Source organism: Acinetobacter sp. YH12254, from assembly GCF_013417415.1.
In the GTDB taxonomy this organism is placed as follows: domain Bacteria; phylum Pseudomonadota; class Gammaproteobacteria; order Pseudomonadales; family Moraxellaceae; genus Acinetobacter; species Acinetobacter pseudolwoffii.
In genome coordinates this window covers 21,692-37,105 of the sequence record NZ_VPEB01000019.1, presented here as the reverse complement: position 1 = coordinate 37,105, position 15,414 = coordinate 21,692, and the positions used below count along the sequence as shown (strand labels likewise).

Annotated in this window: 16 protein-coding genes and 1 pseudogene; 15 read left to right on the top strand and 2 right to left on the bottom strand. The window is 43.7% G+C overall.

Features of this window, described 5'->3' with window-relative positions; translation table 11 throughout:
* Positions 1-58: 58 nt before the first annotated feature.
* The 4 genes and pseudogenes from dsbD (at position 59) to FTV29_RS15250 (ending at position 3,977) form a co-directional block, all read left to right on the top strand.
* A complete protein-coding gene (gene dsbD, locus FTV29_RS13170; RefSeq protein ID WP_074382695.1) occupies positions 59-1,996 on the top strand; it encodes a protein-disulfide reductase DsbD in 1,938 nt (645 codons plus the stop codon).
* Positions 1,993-2,841: a TlpA disulfide reductase family protein gene (locus FTV29_RS13165; RefSeq protein ID WP_180075593.1), complete on the top strand. Its 849-nt coding sequence runs from the start codon at positions 1,993-1,995 to the stop codon at positions 2,839-2,841. Before dsbD ends, FTV29_RS13165 begins: the two co-directional genes overlap by 4 nt.
* A gap of 19 nt (positions 2,842-2,860) precedes the next feature.
* Entirely contained in the window at positions 2,861-3,601 is a 741-nt protein-coding gene (gene dsbG, locus FTV29_RS13160; protein ID WP_016659404.1) for a thiol:disulfide interchange protein DsbG, read from the top strand.
* Between the two features lie 64 nt (positions 3,602-3,665).
* A pseudogene (locus FTV29_RS15250) lies at positions 3,666-3,977 on the top strand (DUF202 domain-containing protein).
* An 8-nt stretch (positions 3,978-3,985) separates the two neighbouring features.
* On the opposite strand, the gene FTV29_RS13150 reads toward FTV29_RS15250, so the two are convergent.
* The gene (locus FTV29_RS13150) at positions 3,986-4,294 is read right to left on the bottom strand and encodes a metalloregulator ArsR/SmtB family transcription factor (protein ID WP_005247061.1); all 309 of its coding nucleotides are present in this window, start codon (positions 4,292-4,294) and stop codon (positions 3,986-3,988) included.
* 120 nt (positions 4,295-4,414) lie between these two features.
* On the opposite strand from FTV29_RS13150, the gene FTV29_RS13145 reads away from it, so the two are divergent.
* The 11 genes from FTV29_RS13145 to pnuC all read left to right on the top strand — a co-directional run bounded on the left by FTV29_RS13145 (position 4,415) and on the right by pnuC (position 13,692).
* A complete protein-coding gene (locus FTV29_RS13145) occupies positions 4,415-4,831 on the top strand; it encodes a YeeE/YedE family protein (protein WP_016659403.1) in 417 nt (138 codons plus the stop codon).
* A 1-nt stretch (position 4,832) separates the two neighbouring features.
* Positions 4,833-5,249 carry a DUF6691 family protein gene (locus tag FTV29_RS13140; protein ID WP_053579073.1) on the top strand — a complete coding sequence of 139 codons (417 nt, stop codon included), beginning with the start codon at positions 4,833-4,835 and terminating at the stop codon, positions 5,247-5,249.
* Positions 5,250-5,251: 2 nt separating this feature from the next.
* Positions 5,252-6,124 carry an MBL fold metallo-hydrolase gene (locus tag FTV29_RS13135; protein ID WP_053579072.1) on the top strand — a complete coding sequence of 291 codons (873 nt, stop codon included), beginning with the start codon at positions 5,252-5,254 and terminating at the stop codon, positions 6,122-6,124.
* Between the two features lie 68 nt (positions 6,125-6,192).
* A complete protein-coding gene (locus tag FTV29_RS13130; RefSeq protein WP_074382697.1) occupies positions 6,193-6,975 on the top strand; it encodes a sulfite exporter TauE/SafE family protein in 783 nt (260 codons plus the stop codon).
* 99 nt (positions 6,976-7,074) lie between these two features.
* Positions 7,075-7,470, top strand: coding sequence for a rhodanese-like domain-containing protein (locus FTV29_RS13125; protein ID WP_035337430.1), 396 nt, complete (start codon positions 7,075-7,077; stop codon positions 7,468-7,470).
* Between the two features lie 49 nt (positions 7,471-7,519).
* Entirely contained in the window at positions 7,520-7,855 is a 336-nt protein-coding gene (locus FTV29_RS13120) for a carboxymuconolactone decarboxylase family protein (RefSeq protein ID WP_005093752.1), read from the top strand.
* A 28-nt stretch (positions 7,856-7,883) separates the two neighbouring features.
* Positions 7,884-8,504 carry a class I SAM-dependent methyltransferase gene (locus FTV29_RS13115; RefSeq protein ID WP_005093755.1) on the top strand — a complete coding sequence of 207 codons (621 nt, stop codon included), beginning with the start codon at positions 7,884-7,886 and terminating at the stop codon, positions 8,502-8,504.
* Positions 8,505-8,711: 207 nt separating this feature from the next.
* Positions 8,712-9,401: a GntR family transcriptional regulator gene (locus FTV29_RS13110; protein ID WP_005093757.1), complete on the top strand. Its 690-nt coding sequence runs from the start codon at positions 8,712-8,714 to the stop codon at positions 9,399-9,401.
* Between the two features lie 258 nt (positions 9,402-9,659).
* On the top strand, positions 9,660-10,853 hold the full coding sequence (locus FTV29_RS13105; protein ID WP_180075592.1) for a phosphotransferase enzyme family protein: 1,194 nt from the start codon (positions 9,660-9,662) through the stop codon (positions 10,851-10,853).
* A 51-nt stretch (positions 10,854-10,904) separates the two neighbouring features.
* Positions 10,905-13,094, top strand: a complete 2,190-nt coding sequence (locus FTV29_RS13100) for a TonB-dependent siderophore receptor (protein WP_180075591.1) — start codon at positions 10,905-10,907, stop codon at positions 13,092-13,094.
* 28 nt (positions 13,095-13,122) lie between these two features.
* On the top strand, positions 13,123-13,692 hold the full coding sequence (gene pnuC, locus FTV29_RS13095; RefSeq protein ID WP_074382699.1) for a nicotinamide riboside transporter PnuC: 570 nt from the start codon (positions 13,123-13,125) through the stop codon (positions 13,690-13,692).
* A 177-nt stretch (positions 13,693-13,869) separates the two neighbouring features.
* Here the strand turns inward: pnuC and FTV29_RS13090 are convergent, their stop codons facing one another.
* Positions 13,870-15,381, bottom strand: coding sequence for an aldehyde dehydrogenase family protein (locus tag FTV29_RS13090; protein WP_005093765.1), 1,512 nt, complete (start codon positions 15,379-15,381; stop codon positions 13,870-13,872).
* Between the last annotated feature and the right edge of the window lie 33 nt (positions 15,382-15,414).

The window sequence follows — 15,414 nt, the reverse complement described above, 5'->3', positions numbered from 1 at the left end:
ATGTTGTCTTAATTTTAGTTTTTCAATAATGCAGTCCTAACAGGAGGAGATCAGCTGGATGTTGAAGTGGATATTGGGTGCCGTGATCGGCGGTGGAATCATGACGGGAACTGCACATGCAGACTTTTTACCACCGGATCAGGCTTTTCAGTTTCAGGTGGTTTCTACAAGTCAGGATCAGGCAGAGCTTAGCTGGAAAATCGCAGAGGGTTATTATCTGTATCATGACCAGCTTAAAGTGTCTCATCAGCAGACCCCAGTCAAGTTGGCATTGCCCAAACCTGAAGACAAAGATGATCCCAATTTCGGTTTGACTCAGGTGCATTATGGGCAAGTCAAAACCAATATGAATGTCCAGCCCAACCAGCAGTTTGCGGTGCAGTGGCAGGGCTGTGCAGAAAGCGGTTTATGTTATCCGGTGCAACGCACCACAGTAAAAACTGATGCAGATGGTTTATTTCCAGCGCAAAACTTGAGCAAGCCTCAAAAGCTGCTGGCCAGCACTACACAGCCAGAAGCAAACGAAAAGATTTTGACTACTCAGAAAGATGAGCTCCAAGCTATAGGGCAAACTCAAAGTACAGATCAAGCACTGGCTGAAGAAAAGGTGGAGAAAGTGCAAGTCGCTGCAGTTTCCGACCCTGTCGTGCAGCCTGAGGTGGAATTAACAGAGAAAAACGACCAGCTTATTACAGACCCTAAAAATCAAACTTCATCAGCAGGCATGAATGACCAGTGGAACAATGACCAGTATTTTTTAAGTTTGCTGTCGAAACAAGGTCTGTTGATTAATGCTCTGATTTTTCTCGGGCTTGGCATTCTGCTGGCATTTTTACCGTGTTCTTTACCTTTAATTCCAATTTTAACGGGAATTCTGGTTCAGCAGCACCGGGGCTACCGTGCTGCACTGATTGCGCTGGTCTTTGTTTTGGGTATGGCACTGGTCTATGCGGTCATAGGACTTGCTGTGGCACAGCTCGGTTACAGTTTTCAGCGCTGGTTTCAAAGTCCGATATTCATCAGTATTTTCAGCATTCTGTTTGTTTTGTTCGCGCTTAATCTGTTCGGAGTATTTCAGCTGTCCTTACCTCAAGGCATGTTACAGCGGCTGGATCAATGGCAGCAAAAGCAGAAGGGTGGCACGCTGATTGGTGCTGGTCTCATGGGCATGATCGCGGCACTGATTGTCGGGCCATGTATGAGTGCACCGTTGGCCGGTGCCTTAATCTATGTGTCTCAGCTTAATCAACCGATTTTGGGTGCCAGCTATCTGTTTGTCTTAGGCCTTGGGCTGGGCTTGCCACTATTTATCGCAGCTGTATTTGGGTCCCATCTTTTACCCAAACCTGGCATCTGGATGGATCGCCTGAAGTTTAGTTTTGGCTTTGTCATGCTGGCCCTGGCCTTGTATTTTGCCCGCCCCCTATTGCCCGGCATTTTATACCTGAGCCTTTTGGGTGTAGTACTGATCACCTGTTCAGGCTACTTCTTGTTCAAGATGCTGCCCCATGTGCATCGGTCTGTATCGAAAATAGTCCTGATGCTGCTCAGTGGTTTACTGGTCTTTGCAGGAGGCATGCAGCTCTATCATGTCTGGAGTCAGGTACAGGTCGCCCATGTGGAATCACGGCTTGAATGGCAGAAGGTCAGTACAGCCGCAGAATTGCAACAGGTTTTAGCCAAACATCCTGCACAGCCAGTGGTAATTGATGTGTATGCGGACTGGTGTGTGGCCTGTCAACCGATTGAAAAGGAAGTGATTCCACGTAGTGATGTCCAGACGGCTTTACAAAATGTGGTTCGTATCAAATTAGACCTGACCCACTATCATCCAAGTCAGGATGAGCTGCTAAAAGAATGGCAAATCCTCGGTCCACCCACCTTTATATTTTTAAATGCAGCGCATCAGGAGCAGCGTGAGTTGCGCTTGACCGGAAGCTTTAGTGCGGCACATTTACTAGGCACATTGCAGCAACTACAAGGGGAGCAACTATGATGATTTCCAGTGATGCGCTGCATCTGGGACCTTTGATGTTGCCCTGGACACTCATGATTGTTGCCACTGGCTTGATGCTGTTATCTGCCATCCTGTTTGGATTAGCCAGAAAGTATTCATGGTCTAAACAGCTGCTTGGACAAAGTCAGGATTTGCTCTGGAGCAGTTTTCTGCTAGGGATGCTGGGTGCACGTCTTGTTTTCGTTCTACTCAATGCCGAGCTGTATTTTGTAGCCCCCATCGACATACTGAAAATCCAGGACAAAGGTTTTCATTTATGGGGCGGGGTGCTGATAGGTACTTTATGGTATGTCATTCGCAACAGACAGTTGCAGACCCGATTCAAAGCCATCTTGCTGATCATCTTTGTACTCTGGGTCGGGCTTGGGCTCGCGTTCAAATCCAGTCTAAAAACTGAAGCAGCGTTTCCTGATCTAGCCTTTGCTGGACTAGAACAGGAACGTCTGGGTACAGATAAGATTCCACTCAGCCAATTCATTGGCCAGCCCACGGTAATTAATTTGTGGGCGAGCTGGTGTCCGCCGTGTCATCGCGAAATGCCGGTATTGGCCAAAGCAGCCAAGCAGCATCCTCAAGTGAATTTTGTCATGCTGAATCAGGGTGAGGAGGTAGCCACCGTAAATGCCTATTTAAGAAAACATCAGTTTCAATTTAAACATGTCCTGCTGGACCCATATGGTGAACTGCCACAGCAGCTGAATAGTTTTGGCCTGCCAACGACGCTGTTTTTTAATGCTCAAGGCCAGCTGGTCGAGCGGCATATGGGGGAACTCAGTCCGGCCATGTTGCAGCAATATTTAAACAGAATTTCAGATCAACCTTAAAAAAACGGAAGGACTTAGTATGAACAGAATTTACCGGGTACTGGGTGCAGGCATGTTCCTGATCATGAGCATGCACACGCAGGCGAATATTAAACAGAATATTGAAAAACAGGGTTTTGTGTTTGTAAAACAGATTCCGGCACCGCAAGGAATGACCGGTTGGGTGGGGCATGAAGACCAGTACTCCAATACAGTATTTATCTCCAACGATGACAAATATTATATCAAGGGCGAACTGTTTGATGCGCAAGGGAAAAGCCTGTCCAATGAGCAGATTGAAAAGCATATGAAAAAAGCGGTATTGGATGATGTCTGGAAAACCCTGGAAAAATCGACCTGGATTCAGGATGGCAAGCCGGATGCACCACGAGTGGTTTATGTCTTTTCCGATCCGAATTGTCCATATTGCTATAAATTCTGGCAGGCGGCTCGGCCTTGGGTCGAATCAGGCAAGGTACAGCTGCGTCATATTCAGGTCGGTGTGATCCGTGAAGAAAGCCGTGGTCAGGTGGCAACATTGTTAATGTCGAAAAATCCAGCAGCAGTTTTTAATGATATAAACAAGAATAAAGGCAAAAAGCAGCTCAAGAAAATGGCAAAGATTCCTGCAGAAATTGCTGCAAAAATTGATGCCAACCAGGCCCTAATGGGGAAATACGGCTTTTTCTCCACACCGTCGATGGCCTGGAAAAATAACCAGGGTGAATTTAAATCTACTCAAGGCCTGGCGATGGACGTCAAAGAAATTTTTGAACAATAAGATCGGATGAGATATGTCCACTTTGGATCATCCACGGGTATTGTTTGCTTTGGAATGAACCGCTCTGGCAGGGAACCGGAATGGTCTGACATTAATTGCATTTGGTTTTGTGATTGAAAAATCCAACCGGCTATTGTAATTAGTCGATCATGAACGTTATGCATAAAAAATAGCCTATGCACAGTGGATGGGGATTGCGGTGATTGTGTTTTGCATGTTGGTGAATATCGCCTCAATCCTGCAATATCGAGGGGGATGGACATCACTGGGACCGCCGGAATTTATTGAAGGTTATTATACCCAGCATCCTGTATGGCTAAACCTGTTTACTGCTTTTAGCGGGCTGCTTCTGATCATTTCTTTTTGGTTGCATTAAGAGGAGGGCTAGGCGCAATACAGCTCGTACAGCTTTTGCATCAGGCTCAAGACCTTGGGATCACTCAGACGATAGAAAATCTGCTTGCCCTCACGTCGGGTGCCAACCATGTTGGCCTTACGCAATACAGTCAGCTGTTGTGAAAGTGTAGGTTGATGAATGTCAGTAGATTCTTCAATTTCCTGAACATTCATTTCCCCATCGACCAGGACACATAAGATTTTCAGACGATCAGGATTGGCCAAAACTTTTAGGCATTGGCTGACGAAATCGACTTGAGAAAAATCAATTTTGGCATTTTCAGCAATCATATCCATAAATGTCCTCACAACTTTTGATGTAGCCCGTGCAGTTTACATAATTTACCATAAAACTGCTTGATTAATATTTTTTATTATATAATATAAAAAAGTATATTGTATAGGGATTAATTCATCATGCATGACTTCCTCATCGCATTTATTGGCGGCTTAATGCTCGGGCTTTCCGTAGTTGGTTATCTTTACGTCAATGGCCGTATTGCAGGAATCAGTGGTTTGATTGGGCAAGTATTAAACTCAAAAACCATGTTTAAAACGCCTGCAATCTGGTTTTTATTAGGCTTGATCCTCACACCGTTTATTTATGGTCTGTTTGTACAACCTGAAATCGAATTGAATGCCAGCCCACTGATGATGATTGTGGCAGGTCTGCTAGTGGGCTTTGGGACACGCTTAGGTTCGGGCTGTACCAGTGGTCACGGAATTTGTGGCATCAGTCGCCTGTCTAAGCGTTCTATCATTGCGACCATGACTTTCATGTTTGCAGGTTTTGTCGCTGTTTATATTATCCGTCATATCACAGGAGCATTCTAAAATGAAAAATGTGTTTGCCTTTTTATTTGGTGCGCTGTTCTCTGTGGGATTGATGGTATCAGGCATGTCCAATCCGGAAAAAGTACTCGATTTCCTGGATCTGTTTGGCGATTGGGATGCCAGTCTGGCCTTTGTCATGATGGGCGCGATTGCGGTGGCCTTTATTCCCTTCCAGAAAGCATTACGTACGGCGCAACCGAAAACAGTATTTAATGACCCTATTGATTTACCTAAAAATAATCAGATAGATAAAAAACTGATCACAGGTGCGGTTTTATTTGGTGCAGGTTGGGGCATTGCCGGCATCTGTCCGGCGCCAAGTTTCACCTTGATCGGTTTGGGCCACTATCAAGTGCTCTATTTTATTGTAGCAATGCTGGTGGGTGTATGGATTCACCGTAAATGGTCAGGAGCTTAACGATGTCAAACTTACCTATAGTAAAAGATTTTTTTCACGAAGATACCAATACCTTCAGTTATGTTGTACGTGATCCTGCAACCAAAGCCTGCGCCATTATTGATAGCGTTCTGGATTACGATCCGGCATCAGCAAGTACCTCAACTATTCATGCCGATAAAATTATTGCCTATATTAAAGAGCAGGGTTTAACGGTCGAGTGGATTCTGGAAACCCATGTCCATGCTGATCATCTGACTGCAGCGCAATACCTCAAAGCTGAGTTAGGTGGCAAGATTGCCATGAGCCAGAAAATTGGTATTGTTCAGCAAACTTTTGGCGCGATTTATCATCTGGATATTAAACAATGGAATGCCCAGCAGCTCTTTGATTATTTATTTGAAGATCATGAGTCGTTCCAAATCGGAACATTGAAAGCCTATAACATTCCAACACCGGGACATACGCCTGCTTGCCTGAGTTATGTGATTGGTGATGCGGTTTTTGTGGGTGATACCCTGTTTATGCCAGATTATGGTACAGCACGTTGTGACTTTCCGCGTGGCAGTGCAGAACAGCTTTATGATTCGGTACAAAGCCTGTTTCAGTTGCCAGAAGATACCCGGGTCTTTTTATGTCATGACTATTTGCCTGAAACACGTGAATCCTATGTGTGTGAATCTGATATACAGACACAAAAGACACAGAATATTCATATTCATCAGGGAATCAGTAAAGCTGAATTTGCTCAGATGCGCAACCAGCGGGATTCAGGACTGAGTATGCCTAAACTGATTCTACCGGCGATTCAGATCAATATGAAAGCAGGGCAGTTTCCTGAGCCAGAGCAAAATGGTGTTTCTTACCTCAAGCTTCCTCTTAACTACTTCAAATAAGCTTGTGTCGTGATTCAACAAAAAGTTCAACCTTTATTGAATCATTTTTGTGGATAAGGGAGAGGGCGATGTGGGCATTAATACTGGAAGGATTGGCGATTGGTGGCTTGCTGGGTCTAACCGGTGCTGGTGGCGGCATTCTGGCTGTACCGGCACTGATGGCGAGTCAGGGTTGGACGGTAGCTCAGGCTGCGCCGGTGGGCTTGCTGGCAGTCACGCTGTCGGCCTTGGTTGGAACGTTCGAAGGTTTATTCAAGCGTATTGTACGTTATCGCGCTGCGCTCTGGATCGCGCTGATCAGTATTCCTTCAGCCCGTTATGGCGTGCATCTGGCTGATATCGTTTCTCCAGTCTGGCTGACGCTGGCTTTCAGTCTGGTCATGCTGATTGTTGCTTACCGGATCTTCTTTAATAAAGTCCATGATCATGGTAATGCACCGTGCAAGGTCAATCAAACGACCGGTCGTCTGATCTGGAATGTGAAAACGGCCTCCTTTCTGGCTGGTATTGGTGTAGTGGCAGGTTTATTAACGGGTCTGCTTGGCGTTGGGGGTGGTTTTGTTATTGTTCCAGCCCTGCGTAAATTCACCGATCTCGATATGCGCAGCATCGTGGCGACCTCTCTCATGATTATTTTCCTGATTGGTGGGGTCAGCATTTCTGCACACGTACTGGAGGGCTTTCAATATCCTGTTTCGGTCACACTGGCCTTTGTCCTGGCCTGTATTGTCGGGATGTTCATTGGACGCAGTCTGATGCATCGGATTGACAGTAACAAGGTACAGAAAATATTTGCCACAACCGTGGTTGGGGTAGCTATGTATTTAATCTATTCAGCGCTCATGGGCTAAAACAGACGATTAAGTACCTAAACTAAAGCGCTTTAATCTCCCTGAGCATCGTTTATGCAATGTGAATATCGTTTTAATGGCCGAGGAAGAATGAAAATGATGAAAACTGCAGAGCAATTGATCCGGAATGCAAAAAGCCGGATTCAGGAAGTCAGCGTAAATGAATTGTTTGAGGCGATGCAAAACCATAAAACCATACTGATTGATGTTCGGGAACCAGATGAATTCCAAGCAGCAGCGATAGACCGGGCGGTGAATTATCCACGTGGTATTTTGGAAATGCGAATTCACCAGCATCCCTTAGCCAGTCATCATTGTGATACCCAGCAGGCACTGGAACATCTTAAAGATCAGCCGATTTATTTGATTTGTGGTACGGGTGGACGTTCAGCACTGGCAACCGATACCTTACAGAATATGGGTTTTACCCAGGTCAAGTCGGTTCAGGGTGGTTACCAGGCCTGGCTGGAACAGGGCTATCCGGTAGAAAAATAAGCTATTGAATATATAAATGAATGCTGATTTCTTTATTTGAGGTGAAGCAATGAAATACAAAGAATTAACCCAGAACATTTCGGGCAGTTTAAGAACTTTAAGTCAGGATTCGCCTGATTTAATGAAAAGTTTTAACCAATTGTCACAGACTGCTATGCGTGATGGCGTGATTGATCCGAAAACCAAGGAGTTAATTGCCTTGGCGATTGGTGTGGCGGCACGTTGTGATGGTTGTATCGGTTTTCATGTTCGAACCTTAGTCAAAATGGGCATGACCCTACGGGAACTGGAAGAAGTTTTAGGCGTTGCCGTCTATATGGGTGGAGGACCTTCATTGATGTATGCCGCAAATGCCCTAGAGGCATTTAAAGAGTTTTCCAGCTGATTGAATCGTTTAGTAAATGGAGGCTGAAATGAGTCAGCACTGGAATGAATTGTATGCCCGGACGCAAGATCTGTATGGCACAGCAGCAAATCTTTTCATTCAGCAAATTTCGGACAAAATCCGAATAGAGGGTAAAACACTGGCAATTGCTGAAGGTGAAGGACGGAATATCTTATACCTGGCTGAGCGGGCAAGACAGCAGGGTTACCCTTTTTCAGCGGAAGTCTGGGATTATTCTGATGTTGCTTTGACGCATCTGTCCAGCAAGGCTGAAGCCCAAGGGATAAAAGTTGAACTTAAACATGTTGATTTAACAGTAGCTCAATGGCCATCGGAGTTTTATCAAAATGTGATCTGTGTATTTGGTCATTTCGATATAGAAACACAAAAACAGGTTTTAGAAGGCATAAGAAAATCCTTGCTCAACGGTGGATGGTTTATTGGTGAGCTATATTCAAAGGAACAGATCGACTATAAAACCGGTGGTCCTTCAAATGTCGAATATTTATACGATCCTCGTTGCATTCTAGAAGTCTTCGGACAGGACCACATCCATCACTTTTATGTCGGGGAGCAAGAAAGGCAGGAGGGAAAATTACATTGTGGTAAATGCCATGTTATTCAATTTGCGATACAAGTGAGGAAGTAGAGCATAAGTGAATTTAATACATTTTGCTGACGATAAGGTCCTGCATTCTCATCATCAATATTTTTAGGGGGGATTACCATTACCGTAAAAATTCTCATTAAGACTAGGGAATGTATCTTTTTACTGATCTGTACCTTTTTTAATTTTCCTCTGTTCTTTAATTTAGTACCATCAATATAACTTACGCTGACGAGCTGGATTCACTGAATGAAGTATATGGAAATCAGAGATTTGATTGAGGCTGAATTGAAAAAATACAGTTCTAATCAAATGATTCCATCGGAACGTTACTTGGCATTAAAGTTTAACTGTTCAAGGGAAACAGTGCGTAAGGCTTATGAACAGCTTCGTGCCGAAGATAAAATTTACAAACGGCAAAATCTCGGCTGGTTTGTGAGTAATAAAAAAATTCAATACTATCCAAACTCAATTGAAAATTTTCGTTCTTATATGAAGGCACAGGGTTTTAATGCCAGAACAGAACTGATCTCGACCAGACAGCTGGAGCGATTTGATCACAGTGATGTTTTTAGTGAAGCAACGAGAAGACTCGGCTTTATTGAAATTATCCGTTTACGTTATGCTGATGATGTCCCGGTACTCCTTGAATACAATTATCTGCCTGTTGCGCTATTTCCAGATGTGCTGAATTATGACGTGATTACTTCGGTCCAAGATGTCATTAAAAATCACTTTGATTATGATTATACGAGTAGTCAGTTAAAAATTAAAAATACCGGTGTCTCTCATTTTGAGAGCCAATATTTAGGAATTCCTATAAGCCAAACAGCAACTTACATTGAACGTATTTCAAAATCAAACGATCTGGTGATTGAATATGACATCGAAATCTGGTCTCAGGACAAAATTGAAATGACCCTAGATATTCACGCATAAGCTTATATTTATCTCCAATCCATTCAAATCCTAAAAACTTCTGTGTTTTTAGGATTTTTTTTTAAAATAATTTTAATTATTAAGCATTCTATTTTTATATTTAAAAGGCTAAACTTGCCTCCAATTTAATACTGGTATGTACCACTTAATTTTGGGACAAACCTTAAATATTAAATGTATTTGAAAATACTGTGTAGATGTTTGCTTAAATGATGACTCTCCATTACCACATGATGATCTGGCTCAGGAATATTGATAATGACCACAATGACTGATGATTTAGGTCATGGTATGGGCAATGCCTGGGAACATAAAGACTGGGCACATATTTCTGATCCAGAATTACAAAGCCTGCAGCAGCAGTATTCCTGTTTACAAGGTCATATTCAGATTTTGTGGTGTAGTCCACGGCCATTTTCATCTGCAGTATTGGTTAAAGTAGAGCAGGATCTTGTGAGCAGGGATGAAATAGTCGCGCATCAGTATTTGATTAAGCGCAGCCATTGTTCCTTTCGTCGTGCCCGCGATATTTTACAGGAGCATGCCGTTCTTCAGCATTTAGCTAGCAAAGAAATTCCTGTTGCAGCATTGATTAGCTCAAATCAAGGTCTGACCGCTTTAGAGCTAGGTGACTGGACCTATGAAGTCTATGCAAAAGCAGCCGGCTTAGATCTGTATGCAGATCAGCAATCCTGGAAACCTTTTTTCTATGCTGAACATGCTGCGAAAGCGGGGCAATTACTGGCAAGCTTACATATGGCCATGCAGGATTTTCCTGAGCGGCAAGGCCGATCAGCATCTTATTTATTGTCCAATCAGCAGCTTTTAAACAGTGAAAATATCGTTACAGCCATTCAACGGCGCATTGTAAACAGTCCAGAATTAAGCCGTTACTGTGCCGACAAAAATTTAGATCCTTACTTTTTAGATCAAATCTTACAGGTTCACCAGCGTATTCAGCCTGTATTGCAACAGGCAAGCAGAATTTGGACCCATAACGATTTACACGCTTCTAATCTATTTTGGTCAGCACCGGATGCCAAAGCGGAGATTACTGCCGTAATTGATTTTGGTTTATCTGACCGAAATTCGGCACTTTATGATCTGGCTGTGACGATTGAACGTAATTTCATTGATTGGTTGGAATTAAAGCAGAACCCACATATTCCGATTGATGAAGCCGGTTTAACCGCTTTTCTCCATGCTTATTTTTCCGAGATACATCCACAAGAAGATTTTAGTATTTTGCCAGAACTGCTGAAAATCGTGCATCTGGATTTCGCTTTTTCAGAGCTGGAGTATTTTGTGGGCATTACCCACAACCTCAACCATGCAGATGCGGCTTATTACGACTGGATTATCGGTCATGTGGACTGGTTCTTTGGCGAACAAGGCCAACAATTTACCCAGACTTTAACCCGGCTCATTCAACACGAATTGCACTCTTCTTAGTTGCTCTCTAAACCCGGCATCATCACCCACTTCAAATACATAAGGTTTCGTATGAACAATCGTCAACTCAAACAGAATGTATTAACCCGATCTTTAAATATGATCATTCTGTCGCAGCTTTGTTTAGCCCCGCTGACTTATGCTGAAGACGATGTTCAACAGCTTGACACGATTGTCATTACAGCCGATCAAAGCATCCCTTACTCGAGTGCCAAAGTGAATGTCGAGGGATTTGCTACGGACAGTCTGCAAAAAATACCTGCATCGGTCTTTATCGTGACTGCCGATCTCATTGCTGAACAACATGCTCGCGTGCTGAGCGATGTGGTAAAAAATGATGCAGCCATCGGTGATGGCTATGCTGCAATTGGCTATTATCCAAACTTTGTCTCGCGTGGCTTTGAACTCGATTTGGCATCAAGCTACCTCATTAATGGCAATGTGATTCGTGGTGAACAAAACGTTGCACTTGAAAACAAAGAACGTGTGGAAATTTTAAAAGGCATTTCCGCGATTCAAAGTGGTATGTCGACCCCGGGTGGTGTGGTCAATTATGTCACCAAGCGACCCAAAGATATCCAGGCCCTGACATTCTCTGCCGATCAACACGGCCAGTTTTCAGTGGCAACTGATCTCGGTGGTTTTTTGGGTGATGAGCAGCAATTCGGATATCGCATCAATCTGGTGAATGAGCAGATTGAGTCTTATGTCGATCACGTGGATGGTGAGCGCTATTTAGCGGCATTGGCCTTAGACTGGAAAACATCTGAGCAATCTAAATTGGAATTTGATCTTGAAGCACAGCGTTCCGAACAAAAATCAGTGCCAGGTTATCAATTACTGGATGGTAAAGTCCCAGAAAATGTGAAATGGGACCGATTGCTTGGTTACCAGACTTGGGGCAAACCGGTCACGATCGATAGTCTGAATAGCAGTTTAAAATATAGTTATGCCTTGAATGATGACTGGAACTTGGGACTCGTCGCAGCCCACAGTAAATCCAGAGTTGATGACTATTCAAGCTTTGCTTATGGTTATTATCGGGAAGGCTGTCTGGAAGAGTATTCCTGTAACACGTTTGGTAAAGCTGGCGAGTATGATATTTACGATTATCAGAATCCAGATGAAACCTTTAAAACCAACCAATTTAAAGTCAAACTAGATGGGGTGATTGATACCAATTGGGCGCAACATTATCTACATTTTGATATTACACAAACCAATAAATCGCGAGATCGTTTTGCTGGTGTCAATGAATGGAAATGGATTGGTGTAGGTAATATTTATACAGAAACCATAGATTTTTCCCCAGTAACAGCGAATGCTGGACCAAAATATCAAGTACTTAAAAGTAAACAAACTGCATTTACAGCATTAGACCGTATTGAATGGAATAAACAGTGGTCTACTTTGATTGGCGGAAAATGGATCGAGCTTGATGAACAAGCACATGCTTATGATGCAGAGGGTAAGCAGGTAATAAAAGTTCGTGATACGGATTTAGGCAAATTTTTACCACAGTTTGCAGTGAGTTATAGCCCGGTAGAGTCAACAACTCTGTATGCCTCTTATGCCAAAGGCTTGTCAGATGGAAAGACAGCACCTTTGTTTGCAGAGAATGCGGCTGAAACTCTAGCGCCGATCTATTCAGAGCAATATGAAATTGGCCTAAAACAACAGATCAAGCAGTTTTTATTGACTGCCTCGCTATTTGATTTACGCCAAGACAACCAATATAGCAAGCCGATTTCAGGACTTCGCTATTTTGTTGCGGAAGGCGAACAACATAGTCAGGGTCTGGAGCTCGGACTGAATGGTGCATTAACCGATCATCTGGGCTTAACTTCATCTTTAGCCTTGACTAAAGCCCGTTTAGAAAATGTAGAAGCGGTTGAATATGGCAATCATCAGGCGCAAAACGTGCCAAAAGTTCGTTTCGCAACACATCTTCGCTATAACGTACCGAGCATTGCAGGTTTCACTGTTCTGGCAGGTGGTCAATACAGTTCCAGCAAATATGCTAACAAAGAGGGTGCTGCGAAAGTCGCAGGTTATAGTGTGGTTGATTTAGGCGCTGCTTATCAATTTAAGCTAAATACGACCGATGCATTGCTACGCTTGAATATTAATAATCTGTTCAACAAGAAATACTGGCGTGATGCAGGTGAATTTTTGGGTGACGATTATTTATTCTTGGGTTCGCCGCGTACAGCAACCTTGTCATTCAATCTGAACTTCTAAATTGGCTGCTTAATCAGGTTATATTGCTATGGAAAATATAGAAATTGCAGCGTTCATTTTAAATGTTTTAGGTGTCTGGTTGACGTCTAAACAATATAAAGCCTGCTGGGTAGTGAATATTGTCGCTGTATTTCTGTATATCATTATTTTTTATCGTGTCAATTTATTTGCAGACGCAGCATTACAAGCCGTATTTATCTTGATGCAACTCTATGGCTGGTATAGCTGGTCGAAGAAAGATCAAGACCAGGATCTGACTGTACAGATTGGCTATTTGAATAAAAAAATCTGGGTATATAGCCTGATTGTGGGTATTGTCGCTGGTCTGGTGATTGGTGCCTTATTTGCTCATTTCACCGCAGCGTCACTACCTTGGTTGGACTCCATGTTAGCCTCTTTTAGCTTGGTGGCAAGTTATTGGGCGGCAAAAAAATATATTGAAAGCTGGGGATTATGGTGTGTGTTAGATGTGATTTATGTCGGCATGTATAGCTATAAGTCATTGTATTTAACCGCCGTGCTTTATTTTATTTTTATTCTTCTGGCACTCAATGGCTGGAGAATGTGGCGAAATCTTTATAGAGTGAAATTATCTTGAAATGACACTATTGCAAATAGAAATTTGAGGTGATGCTCTTTCCTTTAAAAAAAGTATTTATAGACTAAAAACTTTATTTGAATTGGCCGCAGCTTGAAGATGTTGCTGATATTTTGTGAAAGCTAGCTACCATACATTCAAAGCGAACCGAAGTTCGCTTTGAATGTATTTCACTTCTTAAAAGAACCCGGCTGGTTTGGTCGAATAGCTGACTAGCAAGTTTTTAGTCTGCTGATAATGATCCAGCATCATTCTATGATTCTCACGCCCAATCCCTGATTTTTTATAACCACCGAAAGCCGCATGGGCAGGGTAGATGTGATAACAGTTAGTCCAGACCCGACCTGCCTGAATAGCACGGCCTGCACGGTAAGAGGTATGCGCTGAGCGTGACCAGACACCGGCACCGAGTCCATAAATCGTATCATTGGCGATCTTGATCGCATCATCAAAGTCTTTAAAGGTGGTCACAGCCAATACAGGCCCGAAGATTTCATCCTGGAAGGTCTTCATGTCATTGGTGCCTTTAAAGATAGTCGGCTCAATATAGAAACCTTGACCCACTTCCTGACGTGCTTCACCACCAGTCAGGATCTGTGCGCCTTCTTCACGACCAGTGGCAATACAGCCCAGAATCTTGTCCTGCTGTTCCTGTGAGGCTTGCGCGCCAATCATGGTGTCAGTATCCAGCGGATGCCCGGTTTTAATCCGTTTCACCCGTTCAACGGCACGCGCCAGAAATTCGTCAGCAATACTTTCCTGGATCAGCGCACGCGATGGACAGGTGCAGATTTCACCCTGGTTCAGGGCAAACATGGCAAAACCTTCCAGCGCTTTGTCCAGATAATCGTCTTCCTGATCCATAATGTCGGCAAAGAACAAGTTTGGTGATTTACCGCCAAGTTCCAGAGTCACCGGAATAATATTTTCAGTCGCATATTGCATGATCATCTGACCCACTGCGGTGGAACCGGTAAAGGCAATCTTGGAAATACGGGGATTGGTCGCCAGTGGACGGCCGACTTCGACCCCGTAGCCATTGACGATGTTCAACACGCCCGGTGGCAAAATATCCTGAATCAGTTCAGCCAGCACCAGAATGCTGACCGGAGTCTGTTCTGCAGGTTTCAACACAATGCAGTTGCCCGCAGCCAGGGCAGGTGCCAGTTTCCAGACAGCCATCAGAATCGGAAAGTTCCACGGGATAATCTGACCCACGACGCCCAACGGCTCATGAAAATGATAAGCAATCGTATCTTCATCAATTTCGGAAATGCCGCCTTCCTGCGCACGAATACAGCCGGCAAAATAACGGAAATGATCAATCGCCAGCGGAATATCGGCAGCCAGCGTTTCACGGATCGGTTTGCCGTTATCCCAGGTTTCTGCCACTGCCAGCAGTTCCAGATTTTGTTCCAGACGATCGGCAATTTTCAACAGAATATTGGAGCGGGTGGTCGGCGATGCTCTGTTCCATTGTTCTTTGGCTTTGTGCGCTGCATCCAGGGCCAATTCAATGTCTTCTACAGAAGAACGCGGAACCTTGGTAAAGACTTTGCCATCTACCGGAGAGATGTTGTCAAAGTATTCACCTTTGACCGGAGCGACCCATTCGCCGCCAATAAAATTCTCGTATTGTGCTTTAAAATGAACTTTTGAATCAGGTTGATTAGGATCGACGTAACGCATATGTATTTCCTTTGCTTATTTTCGTATGGCAAA